The sequence below is a fragment of the Actinoplanes octamycinicus genome (assembly GCF_014205225.1).
GTDB lineage: Bacteria > Actinomycetota > Actinomycetes > Mycobacteriales > Micromonosporaceae > Actinoplanes > Actinoplanes octamycinicus.
The window spans coordinates 6671367-6690697 of record NZ_JACHNB010000001.1 but is presented as its reverse complement, the minus strand read 5'-3'; the positions used below and the strand labels follow the sequence as shown (position 1 = coordinate 6690697).

General features: G+C 72.7%; 12 protein-coding genes. 6 read left to right on the top strand and 6 right to left on the bottom strand.

The window, feature by feature from the left end:
• The first annotated feature begins 33 nt into the window (after positions 1-33).
• A complete protein-coding gene (locus BJY16_RS29775) occupies positions 34-630 on the top strand; it encodes an alpha/beta fold hydrolase (protein ID WP_185042860.1) in 597 nt (198 codons plus the stop codon).
• Positions 631-643: 13 nt separating this feature from the next.
• The gene (locus tag BJY16_RS29770; RefSeq protein ID WP_185042859.1) at positions 644-1354 is read left to right on the top strand and encodes a VOC family protein; all 711 of its coding nucleotides are present in this window, start codon (positions 644-646) and stop codon (positions 1352-1354) included.
• 43 nt (positions 1355-1397) lie between these two features.
• Here BJY16_RS29770 and BJY16_RS29765 read toward each other — a convergent pair whose 3' ends face one another.
• Entirely contained in the window at positions 1398-1970 is a 573-nt protein-coding gene (locus BJY16_RS29765) for an RNA polymerase sigma factor (RefSeq protein ID WP_185042858.1), read from the bottom strand.
• Between the two features lie 122 nt (positions 1971-2092).
• On the opposite strand from BJY16_RS29765, the gene BJY16_RS29760 reads away from it, so the two are divergent.
• A complete protein-coding gene (locus BJY16_RS29760) occupies positions 2093-3355 on the top strand; it encodes an MFS transporter (RefSeq protein ID WP_185042857.1) in 1263 nt (420 codons plus the stop codon).
• Here the strand turns inward: BJY16_RS29760 and BJY16_RS29755 are convergent.
• On the bottom strand, positions 3339-4172 hold the full coding sequence (locus BJY16_RS29755; RefSeq protein WP_185042856.1) for a CPBP family intramembrane glutamic endopeptidase: 834 nt from the start codon (positions 4170-4172) through the stop codon (positions 3339-3341). The genes BJY16_RS29760 and BJY16_RS29755 overlap by 17 nt on opposite strands.
• A gap of 201 nt (positions 4173-4373) precedes the next feature.
• On the opposite strand from BJY16_RS29755, the gene BJY16_RS29750 reads away from it, so the two are divergent.
• Entirely contained in the window at positions 4374-6578 is a 2205-nt protein-coding gene (locus BJY16_RS29750) for an RICIN domain-containing protein (protein ID WP_185042855.1), read from the top strand.
• A gap of 42 nt (positions 6579-6620) precedes the next feature.
• On the opposite strand, the gene BJY16_RS48660 is transcribed toward BJY16_RS29750, so the two are convergent.
• On the bottom strand, positions 6621-10919 hold the full coding sequence (locus tag BJY16_RS48660; protein ID WP_185042854.1) for a tetratricopeptide repeat protein: 4299 nt from the start codon (positions 10917-10919) through the stop codon (positions 6621-6623).
• A 63-nt stretch (positions 10920-10982) separates the two neighbouring features.
• A complete protein-coding gene (locus BJY16_RS29740; RefSeq protein ID WP_185042853.1) occupies positions 10983-15293 on the bottom strand; it encodes a CHAT domain-containing protein in 4311 nt (1436 codons plus the stop codon).
• 815 nt (positions 15294-16108) lie between these two features.
• Between BJY16_RS29740 and BJY16_RS29735 the strand changes: the two genes are divergently transcribed.
• Positions 16109-16609: a CAP domain-containing protein gene (locus BJY16_RS29735; protein WP_185042852.1), complete on the top strand. Its 501-nt coding sequence runs from the start codon at positions 16109-16111 to the stop codon at positions 16607-16609.
• A 59-nt stretch (positions 16610-16668) separates the two neighbouring features.
• Here BJY16_RS29735 and BJY16_RS29730 read toward each other — a convergent pair whose 3' ends face one another.
• On the bottom strand, positions 16669-17670 hold the full coding sequence (locus BJY16_RS29730) for a hypothetical protein (protein ID WP_185042851.1): 1002 nt from the start codon (positions 17668-17670) through the stop codon (positions 16669-16671).
• 19 nt (positions 17671-17689) lie between these two features.
• Entirely contained in the window at positions 17690-18343 is a 654-nt protein-coding gene (locus tag BJY16_RS29725) for a CBS domain-containing protein (protein ID WP_239177724.1), read from the bottom strand.
• Positions 18344-18548: 205 nt separating this feature from the next.
• On the opposite strand from BJY16_RS29725, the gene BJY16_RS29720 reads away from it, so the two are divergent.
• The gene (locus BJY16_RS29720; protein ID WP_185042849.1) at positions 18549-19061 is read left to right on the top strand and encodes a flavodoxin family protein; all 513 of its coding nucleotides are present in this window, start codon (positions 18549-18551) and stop codon (positions 19059-19061) included.
• Positions 19062-19331 lie beyond the last annotated feature (270 nt).

Here is a 19331-nt window from a genome sequence, read left to right as displayed (position 1 = left end):
GGGTGCCCGCGGCGGTCGTTGTACGAGATGTTCGTGCCGACCGATTCAGGGAAGACCGTTCTCGTGCATCCACAGCCGCCGCGCCGCAGCACCCACGCCCACGGGAGTCCCCGGAACCGCCTGGTCTACGACCGGTGGGGCCGGTTCGGACGTCCGGTGCTGCTGCTGCACGGGCTGTTCTACGACCGGACGATGTGGTGGCCGGTCGCCGCGGAGCTGGACGGCGGCTGCGCGGCGGTGGCGGTGGACCTGCCCGGACACGGTGACTCGGCGGCCCGGCCCGACCTGTCCGGGCTGGTCACCGACCTCGCGGCGCTGGTCCACCGGCTGGACCTGCACCGGGCGCCGGTGCTGGTCGGGCACGGCGCCGGGGCGGTGCTGGCGCACGAGTTCGCCAGCCGGTACGTGGTGCAGACGGTGATCACGGTGGACGACGGGGACGTGTCTGTCGTACCCGAGGCGTACCGTCAGTTCGCTGTCCGAAAGCCGGACGCGGAGGTGGCCGCGACCTACCGGGAGTGGTCCGGGGTGCCGGTCGGCGCGGCGCCGCAGGCGCACGTCGCCGACGGCCCGTTCCCGCACCTGCGGGACCCGGCGGCCTTCGCGGCGGTGTTGCACGGCCTGATCTGAGGAGGAGTTGCGGATGATCGGCACATTGCGCGCGGTGGTGCTCGACGCACCCGACGCCCGGCGGCTCGCGGCGTTCTACATCGCCCTGGGCGGCTGGTCCGAGCGCTATGTCGAGGACGACTGGGTCTCGATCGATGCCGGGCAGGGCTGGCGGGTCGCCGTCCAGCTCGCGCCCGACCACGTGCCGCCCCGGTGGCCCGACCCGGCGTTCCCCCAGCAGGCGCACCTCGACCTGCGCGTGCCCGACCTGGAGGCCGCGTCGGCCCGCGCCGTCGAGCTGGGCGCCCAGCTGCTGAAGCGGAACGAGACCTGGTTCACCCTGGCCGACCCGGCCGGGCACCCGTTCGACCTGTGCCTGCACACCGCGCGGGAGGACACCACGCTGATGGGCGTGATGCTCGACTGCCCGGATGCCAAGCAGCTGAGCACGTTCTGGTCCGAGGTGCTCGGCAAGCCGATCACCTACGAGGGCGACGGGATGGCGATGATCGGCGAGGACGGAGCGCAACCGATCATGTTCCAGCAGGTCGGCGACTACCGCGCGCCGCAGTGGCCGGACCCGGCCCACCCGCAGCAGTTCCACCTCGACGTGACGGTCGACGACGTCGACGCGGCCGAGGCCGCGGTGCTGAAACTGGGCGCCACCGCCCTGCACGCCGACGGGGAGAACTGGCGGGTCTACGCCGACCCGGCCGGCAAGCCGTTCTGCCTCTGCTGGGATTAGGGCTGGACCACGCCGCGGGCCCGGTCGGATTCCGGAGCACGACCTAGCCGCGCAGGGTGGCGCGCTCCTCGTCGAGCAGCAGGCGGCGCAACCGGCCGAGGGCGCGGGCCCGGGTCGGGCCGATGGCGCCGACCGGGATGTCCAGCCGGGCGCTGAGCTCGGTGTACCGGGCATCCGGGTCGGTGGCCATCTGCCAGAGCAGGCGGCGCTGCCGTTCCGGGAGCTGGGCCAGCGCGCGGCGGACCGAGGCGGCCTGCTCGGCGCGCAGCAGGTCGGTGTCCGGGGCGTCGCCGGGCTGGGTCAGCCACTCGTCGAGCGCCGGGACCGGGCATTCCCGGTCCCGGCCGGCCACCGCGTGCAGGCAGAAACGCCGCATCGTGACGGCCAGCCAGGAGCCGACCGCCTCCGGGCACTGCAGCCGGTCGATCCCGTTGAAAAGCTGCAGCCAGGTCGCCTGCAGCAGGTCGCCGACCTGGTCCGGTGGGATGCGGAAGCGGCGTGCGATCAGCCGCAGCCGCGGAGCGTAAACCTCGACGAGCCGACGCCAGGCCCGCTCGTCACCGGCCCGCGCGTCGGTCACCACCGCCGCCAGATCGTCCATCATCAGCTGTCGCATGTCCGCCTCCGTCGGCCGCACCGGTCGTCTGACCTCTGCAGACTGCCCACGGAGGCGGGCACGCCGCGCCGGGGAAATCCCCGGTGTCCGGCGAATGTCATCCGTTCGGGCAGAATCCGGGCATGCTGCGTGACACCCTGCCGGAGCGCCGGGAGGCGCGATGGTTGCTGCTCGGCGTGCTGCTCAACGCGCTGGGGCGGGGTCTCACCGTCCCCTTCCTGTTCATCTATCTGACCGATGTGCGCGGTCTGCCGGACGCGGTGGCCGGGCTCGCGATCGGCTGGTTCGGTGCGGTGATGCTGGTGTTCGCCCCGGTCGGCGGGACGCTGATGGACCGGTTCGGCGCCCGGCCGGTGGGGATCGTCAGCTGGCTGGCGCAGGCGGTGGGTGGTGTCCTGCTCGCGTTCGCCGGGTCGCCCGCGCTCGCCTTCCTGGCGATCACCGTGGCGGCCGCCGGCAACGGTCCGAGCTGGCCGGCCGGGCACACCCTGCTCGCCCAGCTGACCGGCGAGCACGAGCGGCAGCGGTCGTTCGCGATGCAGTTCACCATGCTCAACATCGGGATCGGCCTCGGTGGACTGATCGCCGGGGCGGTGGTCGACGTGCACCGGCCGGTCACCTTCCAGGCGATCTACCTGATCGACGCGGCGACGTACCTGGTTCCCATGGTCATCCTGCTGGCGATGCCCGCGGTGGGCCGCCGGTCCGGCCAGGGCCGCCCGGCTACCGGCGGCTACCGGGTGATGTTTCGCGACCGCCCCTTCCGGCGCCTGCTGATCTTCGGCCTGACCCTGATGACGTGCGGTTACGCGCAGTTCGAGGTCGGCTTCGCCGCCTTTTCGGTACGGGTGGCCGAGGTGAGTCCCCGGGTGGTCGCCTGGGCCATCGCCGCCAACACGGTGATCATCTTGGCCGTTCAGGTCCCGGTGATGCGCCGCCTGGAGGGCCGCAGCCGCAGCCGCAGCCTCGCCGTGGTCGGCGCGGTCTTCGGCCTCTCCTGGCTGATCCTCGGCGCGGGCGGCCTGGCCGGTGACCGGTTCCCGCTGCTCGCCGCGGTCCTGGTGATCGCCTGCATGGTCGTCTTCGGCCTGGGCGAGACCGTCCTCTCGCCGATGCAGCCCGCCCTGATCAACGCGATCGCGCCTGACGAACTGCGCGGGCGGTACAACGCGGCGAACACCATGAACATGGGCATCGCCTCGGTGATCGCCCCGATCACCGCCGGCCCGCTGATCGGCGCCGGGCTCGGCGGCGTCTGGGTGGTCCTGATCGTCGCCGGCTGCCTGCTCGCCTCGCTGCTCGCGCTACTGCTGCACCGCCACGTGACCGCCGCCCAGGACGGCACCGCCGCCGTGCCGGCGGAGCCGGTCAGACCCGCGGCGTGACGCGCGGCCCCTGGAGCGGGGCGCCGGGGCCGGCCGGTGTCGTGGGGCGGCGGGCCGGGGTGAAGGCCTTGGAGGCGAGCAGGGGCAGGCAGACCAGGGCCAGCGCCAGGTCGGTGCAGAGCAGCATCTGGACGCTGGTCAGGTCGCCGAGGAGTTCCTCGCTGAGCAGGCCCATCACCACGTTGTTGCCGGCGTGGGCCAGGCTGGTCACCCAGACCGAGCCGCTGGCGGCGTAGAGCCAGCAGAGCAGGATCTCGAAGAGGATGAACATCAGCGTCCACAGCGGCAGGCTGATCGCCCGGTCGGTGAACTCGGCGTAGCCGAGGAAGGCGAGCGGGTAGTGCCAGACCGCCCAGATCAGCCCGGTCACCAGCAACGACGTGCGGGGCCGGCCGGGCACCAGGCGCGGCCAGAGGAAGCTGGTCCAGCCGAACTCCTCACCGAAGTAGACCGGGGTCAGCACCACCTGGGTGATCAGCAGGAAGAGCAGCCCGCCGCCGTCGAGCCGGAAGTCCCACCAGCCCGCCGCGAGCGCGCAGGCCAGCATGATCAGGGTGATCCCGAGCGGCGCCAACCACCCGGTCAGCCACAGCCGGACGGAGCTGCGCCAGCGCAGCCCCGCGCCGGCGAAGCCCTCCCGGGTCACCCAGCGGCGCACCACGTAGGCGCCGATCGCCGGGGCGAACGCCACCGGCAGCTGGACCAGCGGGTTGACCAGCGACCAGCCCAGCGCGAGCCGGGCCACGAACAGGTACGGCCAGACCACTCCGAACGAAATGGCCAGGTAGACCAGGATTCCCTTGACTCGCATCGACATGTGTCGAGGAGATCATCGGGGCGGGATCACGGTCACTACCGGTGACTACCGAGCCGGGGTGTGGCTACCTACACCCCGGGGCGCGATGAAACACATCAGCGTTCTTGTTCCGGAACCATTAACGGAACCTTAAAGAACCTTGAGGGCCTGGGGGACCGCGGAAATGCTGGGCCTCCCCCGTTTCCCATGAAGGGTCGCACCATGACCGCTCCCCACCCCCGCCGTCCCGGGCGGCGGACCCGCTGGCTGGCCGCCGGCACGATCGGGCTGGTCGTCGCCGGGCTCGGCGTGGCCGGCGTGACCGAGGCGCTGGCCGCCAGCAGCGGCACCCTGGTCAGCTCGGCGAACAGCAAATGCCTCGACGTCACCGGCGGCAGCACCGCGAACGGCAACCAGCCACAGATGTGGACCTGCTCGACCGGACCGAACCAGACCTGGACGCTCGCCGACAACGGCCAGGTCAAGGCGCTCGGCAAGTGCCTGGACGTGGCGAACAACGCGACCGCCAACGGCGCGGTCGTGCACCTGTGGGACTGCTACGACTCGGTCGCCTCGCAGAAGTGGACGCTGACCGCCGGCCGCGACCTGGTCAACGTCGCGGCGAACAAGTGCCTCGACATCAAGGACAACAACCTCGCCGACGGCGCCAAGCTGCAGCTCTGGGACTGCTCCGGCGGCGCTAATCAGAAGTGGACGTTCTCCGGCGGGACGACCACGCCCACCACGCCGCCGACCACCGTGCCGCCGAACCCGAACAACCCGGATCTCGGCCCGAACGTCACCGTCTTCGACCCGTCGATGAGCGCGTCGACCATCCAGAGCAAGCTGAACTCGGTCTTCAACGCGCAGGTCAGCAACCAGTTCGGGAACGCCCGCTACGCGCTGCTGTTCAAGCCGGGGTCGTACTCGGTGGACGCCAACGTCGGGTTCTTCACCCAGGTGGCCGGGCTCGGGCTGACCCCGGACCAGGTGACCATCAACGGTCACGTGCACGCCGAGGCGGACTGGTGGCCGGACGGCTCGCAGAACGCCACGCAGAACTTCTGGCGCTCCGCCGAGGGCCTGTCGGTGACGCCCGGTGACGGGCTGGACCGGTGGGCGGTGTCGCAGGCCGCGCCGTACCGGCGGATGCACGTGCGCGGCAACCTGGCGCTCTCCGACGGCGGCTGGTCGTCCGGCGGGTTCCTCGCCGACTCCAAGATCGACGGGCAGATCCAGTCCGGGACGCAGCAGCAGTGGCTGACCCGCAACTCGGCGATGGGCAGCTGGTCCGGCTCCAATTGGAACCAGGTCTTCGTCGGCTCCACCGGCGCCCCCGCGAACACCTTCCCGTCGCCGCCGTACACCACGGTCGGCACCACGCCGACCGTCGCCGAGAAGCCCTACCTGTACGTCGACAGCGCCGGCGCCTACCAGGTCTTCGTCCCCGCCCTGCGGAGCAACACGTCCGGCACCACGTGGGCGTCCGGCTCGCCGGCCGGCACCTCGCTGCCGATCAGCACGTTCTACGTGGTCAAGTCCGGCGACACCGCGGCGACCATCAACGCGGCCCTGGCCGCCGGGAAGAACCTGCTGGTCACGCCGGGCGTCTACCACCTCAACCAGACGCTGAACGTGAACCGCGCCGGCACCGTGGTGCTCGGCCTGGGCCTGGCCACCTTCGTGCCGGACGGCGGCGTCGACGCGATGCACGTGGCCGACGTGGACGGCGTGCGGATCGCCGGGCTGCTGCTCGACGCCGGCACCACCAACTCGAACATCCTGCTGCAGGTCGGCCCGGCCGGCTCGACCGCGTCGCACGCGGCGAACCCGACCGTGCTGTCCGACGTCTTCGTCCGGATCGGCGGCTCGATCGCCGGCAAGGCCACGGTCAGCGTGCAGATCAACAGCAACAACGTGATCGGTGACCACGCCTGGATCTGGCGGGCCGACCACGGCAACAGCGGGACGGTCGGCTGGACCACCAACACCGCCCGCAACGGCCTGGTGGTCAACGGCAACAACGTGACCTTCTACGGCCTCTTCGTCGAGCACTACCAGCAGTACCAGACGATCTGGAACGGCAACGGCGGCCGGACCTACTTCTACCAGAACGAGATGCCGTACGACCCGCCGAACCAGGCCGCCTACATGAACGGGTCCACCCAGGGCTGGGCCGCGTACAAGGTCGCCGACTCGGTCACCAGCCACGAGGCGTGGGGGCTGGGCAGCTACTGCTACTTCAACGTGAACTCGTCGGTGGTCAACGCGCGGGCCTTCGAGGTGCCGGCGGTGAGCGGGGTCAAGTTCCACGACATGGTGACCGTGTCGCTCGGCGGCACCGGCACGATCAGCCACGTCATCAACAACACCGGCGCGGCCGCGAACAGCGGTCACCAGGTCACCTACCTGACCGCCGGGCCGTGATGAGCGTGCCCGGGAGCGCCCTGCCCCCGCGCTCCCGGGCACTCACCACTGACTGTCGCCGTCCAGCATCCGGTCCAGGATCCGCAGCTCGACGGCGTCCAGGCAGTCCAGGTCGTCCTCGCCGGCGATGAGCTGGTCACGGTCGCGGGTGAGCACCGCCCGCATCTGGCGCCGGAACACCGGCCACGGCGGCCGGTCCGGCGGCTCCGCCTCGTCGAGCACTCGGAGAGCCTGCTGCCGCCCGTGCCGGGAGATGTGCTGGACGAAGAACATCACCGACGGACCCAGCGGCGCCTGGGTCATGCCGCCCGACTCACGGTAGGCCAGGTAGAGGTCCATCGCCTGCTTCCGGGCCGCGGAGGCTTCTCCGGTACGCCCGGCCGCCCGCTCCAGGCGCTCCAGCGTGCTCCAGATCTTCCACGGCTGCACGGCTGCCCCGTACGGCTCGAAGCACTCGAAGGCGCGCTCGATCTCGCGGCGGCCCTCCTCGTACCGGCCCAGACCGATCAGCACCCCGGCCAGGTTGCCGCGCGCGACACCTTCCGCCACGACGTCGTTCAGCTGGACGAACACGTCCGCCGCCTGCTGTGCGAAGGCGGCCGCGTCCTCGAACCGGCCCCGCATTCCATAGCTGTCGCCCAGGCCGAGCAGGCAGGCGGCCTGCCCGGTGAGGTCGCCCTCCCGGACCCGGATGGCCAGCGACTCCCGGAACGCGTGCTCCGCGTCGCCGGGCCGCCCGGCCACGACGTGGACATGCCCGATCTGGTACCAGTACCCGGCGACCATCAGCGGCTCGCCCAGCGCCTGGAAGGTGTCGCGGGCTTCCTCGTTGGCACGCAGCGCCTCGGCGTACCGGAACTGCTCCAGCCGGACCGAGCCGAGCCCGGCCTTGTGGATGGCCGCGGCCCGGACCTCACCGGCGCGCGTGGAACGCGCGACCGCCTCCTCGAAGGCCGCCCCCGCGTCGATCAACCGGCCCAGGTCCAGCATGCAGCTGCCGATGTCGGCGACGACCGCGATGTCCAGCCCGTCGCCGTCCTCGCCCGGCAACGCCTCGGCACGTCGGCGGGCTTCGGCGAACGGGACCAGCGCGGCCTCGGGATCGTTGCCCTCCATCACCACCTGACCCAGGTGGTGATAGGCGGCGGCGATGTCGTGGGCGGCGTGCGGATAGGCGTCCTCGCCCGCCGCCAGACACCGGTCGACCAGCCGCCGGGCGGCGGTCAGCGCGGCCGGCAGCTCACCGTCGTCGACCAGCCGGAAGATGTCGGTCACGTCGGCGTCGAAGCGCGCCTCGGACCAGCCGGTGAGATCCGGCCTGGCCTGGTCGCGCACCCGGATCGCGCGCGCCACCGCGCCCGGCCGGCCCAGATCCTCCACCAGGGCCACCACGTGGTTGGCGGCGGCCACGACCTCCTGCGCGGGCCGGCTCGCGGCCAGCACGTCCAGCATGCCGAGCAGGTTGGGCAGCTCCAGCACGGTCAGCTCCCGGGCCCGGTCGGCGTCCGCGGTGAACTCCCAGCGCCGCAGCCGGGCGGTCAGGGCGAGCATCGCGTCGGCCCAGCGCTCGCGGAGATCGGCGGCCGGCTTGTCTCGCAGTTCGCCGAGCAGGTAGGGCGCCAGGGCCGGGTCCAGACCCAGGTGGCCGTTGTCCAGGTCCTCGGCCAGACCGACTTCGATCAGCTCGGTGGCCAGTTGCCGGGCACCGTCCAGCCGGAGACCGGTGATCGCCTCCAGGACGCTCAGGTGGACCCCGCCGGGGCAGACCGCGACCGCCGGGACGTGCTCGCGGGAGAGCGGGCTGAGCCTGCGCAGGGACAGCTCCACGCTGGCGTACAGGGAATTCTCCCGATCGCCGGGGTGCCGCTCGTCGAGGTGGGCCATCAGCGACCGCAGGTCGGCGGTGGTCGCGGTGACCCCGCGCCGGGCCACCTCGCGGGCCAGCAGCACCAGCGCGCGGGCGTGGCGGCCGACCGCCTCGACCAGGTCGGTGACCTGCTGCGGCGCCTCCCCCGCGTCCTCCTCCGGCGGCGTCCAGCCGTGCTGTTTCATCACCTCGCCGACCAGGTCGACCGCGTCCGGCCGGTCCAGGGCGCCCAGCTCCCGCTCCCGGCCCAGCCGATCGAACGGGGCGGGCAGCGACTCGCGGCTGGTGAAGATCAGCCGGGTGCCCGGATCCGCGTCGAGCAGTCCACGGCAAAGATCGAAGATTTCCGGTACGGCCGCAGCGCTCTCCCCGTTGTCGACCACCACGACGGTGGTGTGGTCGGCGAGCGCCCGGGCGACCGGCTGGACGGCGAGGTCCAGGTCGGGGTACTGCGCCACGGTGTAGCGGGGGCCGGCCAGCTGACGGCCGAGAGTGTCCAGCACCGCCCGGGCGTCGCGGTGCCGGTCGAGGCCGACGAACGCGGCCCGCTCGAACCGTCCGCTGCGGACCAGCCAGCGGGCCAGCTCGACGGCGAGGGCGGTCTTGCCCTGCCCGCCGATGCCGCGGACCACCGCCCAGGGATGGCGGTGCAGCAGCCGTTCCAGGGCGAGCAGTTCCCGGCCGCGGCCGCGGAACCGGTGCTCCGGCGGGTCCGGGAGGTCACCGAGACGGTACCGGCGGCGCTTGGCCTCCAGCCGCAGGACCGCGTCCGGCGGCACCTTGGTGATCAGCTGCGGGTCCTGTTCCTCCTGGTAGAGCACGGGGACGAACCAGTCCTGCAGGCGCAGCTCACCGGCCCCGAGCACCCGGCCACGCGCCCGGTCGGCGTACAGCTCCTGCTGCCCGGCCAGCATCGCGGCGCCGACCCGGGCGCCACGGGCCAGCTCGGCGTAGAAGCTCTGCACGAACCGGCGGGCGGTCTCCACCAGGACGCTGTGGCTCATCGCGACAACCGAGGTCACCCCCTCGTCGAGCAGCCGCGCGGCGACCGACGCGGTCGGGTCCATCTCCGACATCGCCGTCCGGCAGGCCTCCAGGAGGACCAGCGGGATCCGGTGCCGGCGGACCAGCCCGGCCAGCTGCGCGGCGTCCACCACGTCGACCCGCCGCCGTTCCCGGTCGGCCGGATCCTCGAAGCTCAGCGTGCCGATCGCGCCGTGGCCGTCGAAGTGCACCACGTCGTACGGAAATCCCTGATCTCCCTCCTGCAGCGCGAGCTGCAGCCCGGCGTAGGTCGGTGGCTGCAGGATGGTGAGCCGGGCCAGCTCGCCCAGGTTCTCCAGCGCCTCGACCAGCGGCCGGGCGCCGGTCCGGTGATCGAGATAGGCGATCGGATCGCCGTCCCGGTCGACCTCGGGACGCGGGCTGACCAGCAGGATCCGCACCGGCAGCTCGGTCGGGCGGTCCGGCTGCCGCCGCCGGTTCGGCAGGCGGCGCCGGACCCGGACCGGCTCCCGGCCCTGGAAGAGCCAGCCCCGGCCGTCGTGCAGCAGCTCCCAGGGCAGCGACAGCAGCTCGGTGGCCGCCTCCCGGGCGGCGGCCTGGTCCCGCTCGCCGGCGGCCCGGGGCAGGTCGCCGTAGACCATCACCGAGAACCGGCGGTCGGCGTCACCGGCGGCGTGCTGCCAGGCGGTCAGCGCCTCCCAGGCCTCCTCGTCGGCGAGCGCGGCGGCGTAGAGATCACCGCCCCAGGACGGGAGCCGCTTCTGGATGCCGTCGGCGCGGCGGGTGAACTGGCCGACCGGCCAGAGGTGGTACTCCTCCAGGTACCAGCGCAGGTCGGCGGTCTCGATCGGGCCGAGCGGGGCGGTGAAGGGGAACGGCAGGCTCTCCACGTCGCGGGCGCCGGGGCGGGCCGGCTCGTAGATCAGGGTCGCGGTGGCCCGGGCGCGGCGCCAGCCGTCGACGGTCTCCATCCGCGGGTCGGTCAGCTTGAGGATCAACTCCTCGACCGGTTTCGCCGCGGGCAGCGCGAAGGCCTGCGGGTCGTCGGGCGCCTGCCGGCCCAGGGCGGCGAGCAGGGCCGGGAGGGCGACGCTGAGGCCGCCCGGGCCGGCCTCGACCGGGACGGCCAGCGGGCGCTCCGGGAACCACAGGTCCAGGGCGTCCGGGGTGATGCCGGGCAGCAGCAGCGGAATCACCCGGACGCCGTCGCCGGTGCGGGCCAGCGCGGCGGCGATCTCCCGGCGGACCTGCGGGGAGTTGACGGTGCTGGGGCTGAGCACGACAAGAACGTGTCCCGCGCGGGCGACGGCGGTGGCGGCCTCCGGGTCGGGTCTGCTGCCCGGGCGCAGCTCGCGCGGGCCGGCCCAGACCGGGATCCGCAGTTCTTCGAGACGTCGGCGCAGGTCGGCGGCGAACTCCCGGTCCTCCGCCGCACACGAGATGAAGACCTCACCCGTCGACGTCGTCACCGGTCCACTGTCCCCGCCCGCGCCGCTGCCCACCTCCACCACACGACCGACCCCGTTCCAGGTCTATCCGTCCCGGTCGAGCACTTCGATCATCAGCCGGATCTCAGCGGCGTCCAGGAAGTCCAGGTCGGCTTCACCCGCCTCGATCCGGGCCCGGTCGCCGGCGAGAACGGCCCGGATCTGACGCTTGACCAGCGACCACGGCGGCACCTCCGGCGCGGTGGACTCGTTCAGCGCTTGCAGTGCCTGACCACGGCCGTGCTGCAGGGCCTGCTGGGTGAAGAACGCCACGGCGAAGCCCAGCCTGGCCTGGCTCTCGCCGCCGGCCCGCCGGTAGGCGAGGTAGATGTCCCTCGCCCTTCGCCGGGCGGCCAGCGCCTCCTCGGCCCGGCCGGCCGCCGTCTCCAGCCGCTCCGCCATGTGCCAGGCCATCCACATCTCATCGGCATGCCCGAACGGTTCCAGGCGGGCGATCGCCGACTCGATCTCACGGCGGGCCTCGTCGTAACGACCGAGAAAGGTCAGCGCCTGGGCGAGGTTGCCACGGGCGCTCCCCTCGCCCCGGCGATCGTTCATCCGCGCGCGCAACTCAGCGGTCTGCCGTAAGAACGCGACCGCGTCCTGGTACCGCTCGCGGTTTGCCGACACGACGCCCAGTCCGAGAAGGCTGTTGGCCTGGCCAGGAACGTCGTCCTCCCGGACGCGGATCGCCAGGGCCTCCCGGTGCGCCTGCTCGGCGGCATCCCACTGACCGGCGGTCTGGTACACGAGGGCGATCTGGTACCAGGAGTCGGCGACCCGGAGCGGCTCGCCCATGGTCCGGAAGGTGTCGAGGGTTTCCCGGTAGCCCCGCAGCGCCTCGTCGTACCGCTTCTGCTCCAGCCGGACGGTGGCCAGCTGAGCCTTGTTGACCGCGACGTCCCGCAGCTCACCGGCCTTCGACGTCAGCTCGATGGCCTCCTCGTAGGCGGTGGCGGCGTCGCTCAGGCGGCCCAGGCGGACACAGCTGTTGCCGATCTCGGTGATCACCAGGCTGATCATCCGATCATCGGTGCCATCGGTCATCGCCGTGAATCGCCGGCGTGCCTCAGCCAGCGGCGCCAGTGCCGCCTCGGCGTTACCGATCGCGTTCAGCGACCGGCCCAGGCGCAGGTATGCCGCGGCGATGTCACTCGCGGCCAGCGGGTAGGCCTGCTCGCCCGCCTCGAGACACCTGGCGAGCAACTGTTCGGAGGCGGCGCGCACGGCGCCGAGATCGCCGCGCTCCATCAGGCGATCGATGGTCGCCCCATCGGATCGGAACCGCGCCGCGGACCAACCGTTCAGCTCCGCCGAGGCCGCTTCGCGCGCCTGGACGGCCCGGGCCAGCGCTCGCGGCCGGCCCAGGTTCTCCAACAGGCACTCCACGTGATGCGCGAGCGTCACCACGTCGTCCGGCGGCCACGGCCCCGGGAGCAGGTCCAGCATGGCCACCAGATTGGGCAGTTCCACCGAGGTAAGCCGGCGGGCGCGATAGACGTCCGGGTCGTTGTTCATCTGCTCGGTCAGCCCGGCCATGGCCTTGATCCACTTTTCGCGGAGGGCTTCGATCTCGCCGGCTGTCAGTTCGCCGAGCAGGTACGGGGCGAGGCCCGGGTCGAGGCGCAGATGACCGTCGCCCAAATCCTCGCCCAGACCGACATCGATCACTTCGGCCGTCACTCGCAGGAGGGCGTCGCCGGTGAGGCCGGTCAACACGGTGAGGACAGCGAAGTGGACGCCGCCGTGGCAGACCGCTACCGCTCGCACGTGGCGGCGGGACTCCGGGGAGAGGCGGCGCAGGGACAGCTCCACGCTGGCGTACAGGGAATTCTCTCGATCCCCGGGATGCCGGACCTCCAGGTGGGTCATCAGGGAGCGCAGGTCGGCGGTGGTCGCGGTGACCCCGCGCTGGGCGACCTCCCGGGCCAGCAGCACCAGCGCCCGGGCGTGCCGGTTCACCGCCTCGACCAAGTCGGTGATCTGCTGCGGAGCCTCGCCCGCGTCGTCCTCCGGCGGGGTCCAGCCGTGCTGTTTCATCACCTCGGCGACCAGCTCGACCGCGTCGGCCGGGTGCAGGGCGCCCAGCGTGCGCTCCGCGGCGGGCCGCTCGAACGGGATCGGGAGCGACTCGCGGGTGGTGAAGACGAATCTGGTTCGCGGGTCCGCGTCGAGCAGGCGGCGGCACAGCGTGAAGATCTCGGCCACCGCGTCGTCCGGGTCCGGCAGAAGGCTCTCGCAGTTGTCCACCACCACGATCGTGGGCCGGTCGGACAGCGCCCGCTCCACCAGCTGGCTCGCCTGGTCCAGGTCCGGGTATTGGGCGACCGTGTACTGCGGGCCGACCAGCTGCCGCCCGATCGTGTCCAGGACCGCGCGGGCCTCCCGGTGCTGTTCCAGGCTGACGAAGGCGGCGCGCTCGAAGCGGTTGGTGCGGACCAGCCAGCGGGCCAGCTCGATCGCCAGGGTGGTCTTGCCCTGGCCGCCGGTGCCGCGCACCACCGCCCACGGCTTGCGGTGCAGGAGCCGTTCCAGGTTCAGCAGCTCCCGGCTGCGGCCGCGGAACCGGTGTTCCGGCGCCTCCGGGAGCTCACCGAGGCTGATCTGGCGACGGGTCGCTTCGAGGCGCCGGACCGCGGCCGGCGGCACCTCGGTGATCAGCTGTGGATCCTGTTCCTCCTGGTAGAGCACCGGGACGAACCAGTCCTGCAGGCGCAGCTCGCCGGCCCCGAGCACCCGGCCGCGCGCCTGGTCGGCATACAGCGCCTGCTGCCCGGCCAGCATCGCGGCGCCGACCCGGGCGCCACGGGCCAGCTCGGCGTAGAAGCTCTGCACGAACCGGCGGGCGGTCTCCACCAGGACGCTGTGGCTCATCGCGACGACCGACGTGACCCCCTCGTCGAGCAAGCGGGCGGCCACCGAGGCGGTCGGGTCGATCTCCGACATCGCGGTCTGGCAGGCCTCCAGGAACATCAGCGGGATCCGGTGCCGGCGGACCAGCCCGGCCAGCCGGGTCGCGTCGACGAAGTCGAGACGGCGGCGTTCCCGCTCGGCCGGGTCCTCGAAGCACAATCCGCCCAGGCCGACCTGACGGTCGTAGACACCGTGGCCGTCGAAGTGCACCACGTCGTACGGAAATCCTTGATCGCCCTCCTGCAGCGCAAGCTGCAGCGCCGCGTAGGTGGGCGGCTGCAGGACGGTGAGCCGGGCCAGCTCACCGAGGTTCTCCACCGCCTCGACCAGCGGCCGGGCGCTGACCCGATGGTCGATGTAGCCGATCGGATTGCCGTCGCCGTCCACCTCGGGACGCGGGCTGACCAGCAGGATCCGCACCGGCAACGCGGTCGGGCGGGGCGCGCGGCGTTCCCGGTTGGGCAGGCGGCGGCGGACCCTGACCGGTTCGCCGCCCTGGAAGAGCCAGCCGCGCTGATCGTGCAGCAGCTCCCAGGGCAGGGTCAGCAGCGCGGTGGCGGCCTCCCGGGCGTCGGCCTGGTCCGCCGCCGAGGCGCCGCGCGGCAGGTCGCCGTCGACCAGCACGGAGAACCGCCGCTCCCCGGCGGCCGCCGCGTGCTCCCAGGCGGTCAGCGGCTCGCGGGCCTCGGGCTGGCCGAGCGCGGCGGCGTACAGTTCCCGTCCCCAGACCGGCAGTTTGCTCTGGATCTCCTCGGCGCGCTGGCGGAAGACGCCGACCGGCCAGACGTGGTAGTCCTCCAGGTACCACTTCAGGTCGGCGGCCTCGATCGGGCCGAGTGGCGCCTCCAGCGGATAGCGCCGGCTCTCCACCGGCGGTGTGCCGTCCCGGGCCGGCTCGTGGGTGAGCGTGGCGGTGGCCCGGACGCGTCGCTTGCCGTCGACGGTCTCGATCCGCGGATCGGTGAGCTTGAGCACCAGTTCCTCGACCGGCTTCGCCTCCGGCTGGCCGGGTGGCTCATGGTCGGTGGGCGACCGCCGGTCGAGGGCCGCGAGCAGGGCCGGCACCGCCACGCTCAGGCCGCCCGGCCCGACCTCGACCGGGACGGCCAGGGGACGCTCCGGGAACCACAGGTCGAGGGCGTCGGGGGTGATGCCGGGCAGCAGCACCGGGATGACCCGGAAGCCGTCGGACCGCTCCCGCTCCACCTCCAGCGCCTTGGTGATCTCCCAGCGGACCTGCGGCGAGTTCACCGTGGCCGGGCTGAGCACCACCAGCACGTGCGCCGCGTCGCCGATGGCCGCGCTGATCTCCGCGGTGAGTTTGCTGCCGCCGCGCAGCTCACGGGGCCCGTCCCAGACCGGCACGCGCAAGTCGTCCAGCCGGCGGCGCAGCTCAGCCGCGAACCGGCTGTCCTCGGGGGCGTGCGCGAGGTAGACCGTCACCGATCCACTGTGCCGAGCCCGGCCGCGCCCCGCCACCACCGCACGGCCGACCCCGTTCCAGGCCCGCCACACCCCCCCCGGCCGCGCCCCGCCACTACCGCACGGCCTGCCCCGTTCCAGGCCCGCCGCACGCCCCCGGCCGCGCCCCGCCACCACCGCACGGCCCGCCCCGTTCCAGGCCCGCCGCACGCCCCCGGCCGCGCCCCACCACCACCACCACACGACCGACCCCGTTCCAGGCCCGCCACGCACCCCCGGCCGCGCCCCACCACCACCACCACCACACGACCGACCCCGCTCCAGGCCCGCCACGCACCCCCGGCCGCGCCCCGCCACCACCACACGGCCCACCCCGCTCCAGGCCTGCCACACACCCCCGGCCGCGCCCCACCACCACCACACGGCCCACCCCGCTCCAGGCCCGCCACGCGCCCCCGGCACGCTCCGGCTCGCGCTTCCCCCATTTTCGGTACGCCGAAGCGCTCGCCGCGGCGGTCCCGTCGCGCTCCCCACTATCTCCGGATGGCTGTGACGGCTTGGCCCGGCGAGGTGGCCGTCGTGGCGCGAAAGCACCGGGCCTCGTGGCGCGAACCGCACGGTTGGTCGTGATCCGCAAGCACCGAGCGTCGCGGCGCGAGAGCGCGGCTCGTCGTGGCGCGGGAGCGCGGCTCGTCGTGGCGCGGGAGCGCGGGGGTGGCCGGCAACCGAACGGCGACCGGAGGGCCACCGGTCTGCGATCACCGGAGCGGGGCGGGCGACGAAGAGAACGGTGAACCTGGCGGCAAGCCAGGCGCCGTTCTTCGAAAGGGTCTTCCTTGCGCTCTCTCCTCCGCCGTTTCGCCCTGGCCGCCCTCATCGTCCCGGCCGCGGCCGGCGTCATGATGACCGCGTCCCCGGCTGAGGCCGCGCCGGTGAAGGCCAAGGCCAAGGCCGCCGAGCAGACCCTGCAGGCCGACATCGTCCGGCTCACCAACGTGCAGCGCACCCAGCACGGTTGCGCCGCGCTGACCGAGAACGCCCAGCTGACCGACGCGGCTCGCGGCCACTCGGCGTGGATGGGTCAGACCGGCCAGTTCTCGCACACCGGCCGTGGCGGCTCGAACTTCGTGGTCCGCTCGAAGGCCGCCGGTTACGCCCGCCCGTCCGCCGAGAACATCGCCTGGGGCTACCGCAGCGCCGACGAGGTGGTCGGCGCGTGGATGCGCAGCCCGGGCCACCGCGCCAACATCCTCAACTGCAAGTCGAAGACCGTCGGCGTCGGCGCCGTCTACGCGGCCAACGGCGCGCCGTACTACACCCAGGAGTTCGGTTACTGATCGCGACCCCCGGCCCCGCCACTCCCCAGGAGCGGCGGGGCCGTTCGCCGTGCGGCCCCTCAGGCGAAGATCGCGCTCAGGTGGGCGAAAGTGAACAGGTGGTCCTCGACGATCTGGTCCGCGGGCGGAGTGGCGATCTGGACCGGTACGCCGTAGTCCGTGAAGGTCAGCACCATCGAAGGCGCCTTCGCATCCGCCGCCGTGCTGATCCGGCTGAATCGACCGGCGATGTCCAGCTCCGCGGTGCAGACCGGCTCCGCCGCCTTCATCGACTCCGCTGCCGCACCCGGACTGCCTGATGGCGCCGGACTCCCCGCCGTAGCAGGGCCCGCGGACCCCGCCGGCTCCGCTGATGCCGCCGGACTCCCCGCCGTAGCAGGACCCGCGGATCTCGCCGGCTCCGCTGATGCCCCCGGAGTCCCCGCCGCAGCCGGACCGGCGGACCCCGCCGGCTCCGCTGATGGCGCCGGACTCCCCGCCGCAGCCGGACCGCCCGATGTCGCTGGGTCCGCTGCCTGCGCCTCCGCACTCACCGTGCCCTGGTAGATCCGGTCGGCGGTCCGGGCCGGAGCGATCATCCCGGACGCGGCCCGGGCCGGTGTCCACGGGAAGTCCTTGCCGAGCGCCAGCGCCGACCCGCCCTCGGCAGGCGCCGCCTGGTGCACCCATTTGCCGAGGTCGTCGGCATACTGCCCGGCGTAGTTGCTGAGCTCGGGCTCCGCGGTCAGCTTCACGTAGAGGTCGTCCCCGATCCGGCGGACCACATACGCGCTGCCGATCAGCTCCCAGTCACCGGTGGCCGAGTCGACCGTCCCGGACGTCTTCTGCTCGGACTTCTCCCCCTTCCCGAAGATCATCGTGAACCGGGCACTCTCGGTGCCGAGCCGGGTCGCCGCCTGCGCGAGAGCCGCCGCCGGGTCGGCCGGCAGCGCCGAACTCACCATCGGCGCCGGCTGCCCGGCCTGATCTGAGGTCGTCGTGCCCGAGGTGCAGCCGGCCAGCGTCAGCACGCCGGCCAGCAACACGGTTCCCGCCGTGAACCGCCGCAGTTGATCATGCACGGCGGCCACTATAGAAGACTCAGAAGAACGGCACCGGCGCGACCGGCTCCCGATCGTCGACGTCGTAGGTCAGCCCGGAGGAGACCGCGACCACCCCGGCGACCTGCCGGGCCAGTCGCTCCACCAGCTCCGCCGACGAATACCGCCCGACCCGCCCGGCCAGGGTCACCACCCCATCCTTGACCGAGACCAGCACGCTGGCGGTGTCGTCGACCAGGAACGGGCGGAGGACGCCGCTCTCCACGTCGGCCTGGATCTCGTCGTCCGGCCGCAGATAGGTCTTCAGCAGGTCACCGCGGGACACGATGCCCACCAGCCGGCCCAGGTCGTCGACCACCGGCAATCGCTTCACGTGCTCGGCGTCCATCCGGCGGGCGGCCGCCGCGACCGAGGTGCCCGGCAACGCCACCACCGGTGGCCCGCTCATCAGACCGGCTGCGGTCAGGGCCGACGCCTTGGCCCGCTCACCTCGCCGGCTGCGCCGCTCGAAAACTCTCGGCTCCTCGTCGCCGGCATATTCGATCTTGCGGAGCAGGTCGGTCTCGGAGATCACCCCGATCACCCGGTGCCCGCGGTCGACCACCGGCACGGCGCTGCATCGCCGCTCGATCAACAGGTCGACCACGTCCCGGTAAGAGGCGGTCTCCTCCACGGACACGACCGCCTTAGTCATCACATCACTCACGGTCCAGGCCCTCACCGGGATCCCTCCCTCGGCTCGCATCAGCGGGAACGCCTCCACTGTGGCTCCGCCGGTGTCCCGGCCGACAGGGACATCTGTCACGAACATTCGGGACACGGCGACCCTGTCGGGCGGACCCCGCCAGGGCCAGGATTCGAGGCGGAACACCCGATCCTGATCACTTCCGGAGGCCGTGATGCGCGCCCTTGTCATCTACGAGTCGATGTTCGGCAACAGCGCGGCCGTCGCCCGGTCCGTCGCCGCCGGCCTCGCGCAGGCCTGTGACGTCACCCTGGCCGACGTCCGAGACTCGCCCTCGCTCGACGGCGTCGACCTGCTGGTGCTCGGCGGCCCGACGCACGCGTTCGGGATGAGCCGCCCGGCCACCCGCGCCGACGCCGCCCGGCAGGGCACCGTCCGGCCGGGCGCGCAGGCGGCCGGGATCCGCGAGTTCCTCGACCGGGCGCCGCGGTTGGCCGGTCTGGCCGTGGCGGCCTTCGACACCCGGTCGAACACTCCGCTGCCAGCCGGTTCCGCCGGCCGCAAGGCGATCCGCAGGTTGCGCGGGCTCGGCGGCCGGCAGGTTCTCGAGGTGGAGAGCTTCCGGGTCGAGTCGGCGCAGGGCCCGCTGGTGGCCGGAGAGGAGGACCGGGCCCGCGTTTGGGGCGAGACACTTGCCGCCACGGTGCGCCCGAGCATGGCGTTGTAGGCATGCCGCCTGGTCTGCGGCACCGGAGCCGGGGATGCGGTGACGACGGCGATCGGTCCGGCGACCCGGTTCCGCCAGAGGCCGGGGCATGTCATCGAGCGAGCGCTCTGAAGAGCCAGAGTGCTACGCAGCCCTTCTATCCATCGCTGAGCCGGATGAATACCGCAGCGGCATCATTCGACCGGCAGGACCGATCCGGCGGTAGCTGGTGGCGTTGCTGGAGTACGCCAAGGCCGCGGTGGCGCTGACGATATCCAGGCTGAAGGGTGG

Bases quoted from the DNA above. Each gene is read 5' to 3' on its own strand.
- BJY16_RS29770 (WP_185042859.1), top strand. From the start codon at position 644: ATGATCGGCACATTGCGCGCGGTGGTGCTCGACGCACCCGACGCCCGG.
- BJY16_RS29765 (WP_185042858.1), bottom strand. From the start codon at position 1,970: ATGCGACAGCTGATGATGGACGATCTGGCGGCGGTGGTGACCGACGCG.
- BJY16_RS29750 (WP_185042855.1), top strand. From the start codon at position 4,374: ATGACCGCTCCCCACCCCCGCCGTCCCGGGCGGCGGACCCGCTGGCTG.
- BJY16_RS29760 (WP_185042857.1), top strand. From the start codon at position 2,093: ATGCTGCGTGACACCCTGCCGGAGCGCCGGGAGGCGCGATGGTTGCTG.
- BJY16_RS29755 (WP_185042856.1), bottom strand. From the start codon at position 4,172: ATGTCGATGCGAGTCAAGGGAATCCTGGTCTACCTGGCCATTTCGTTC.
- BJY16_RS29725 (WP_239177724.1), bottom strand. From the start codon at position 18,343: ATGACTAAGGCGGTCGTGTCCGTGGAGGAGACCGCCTCTTACCGGGAC.
- BJY16_RS29720 (WP_185042849.1), top strand. From the start codon at position 18,549: ATGCGCGCCCTTGTCATCTACGAGTCGATGTTCGGCAACAGCGCGGCC.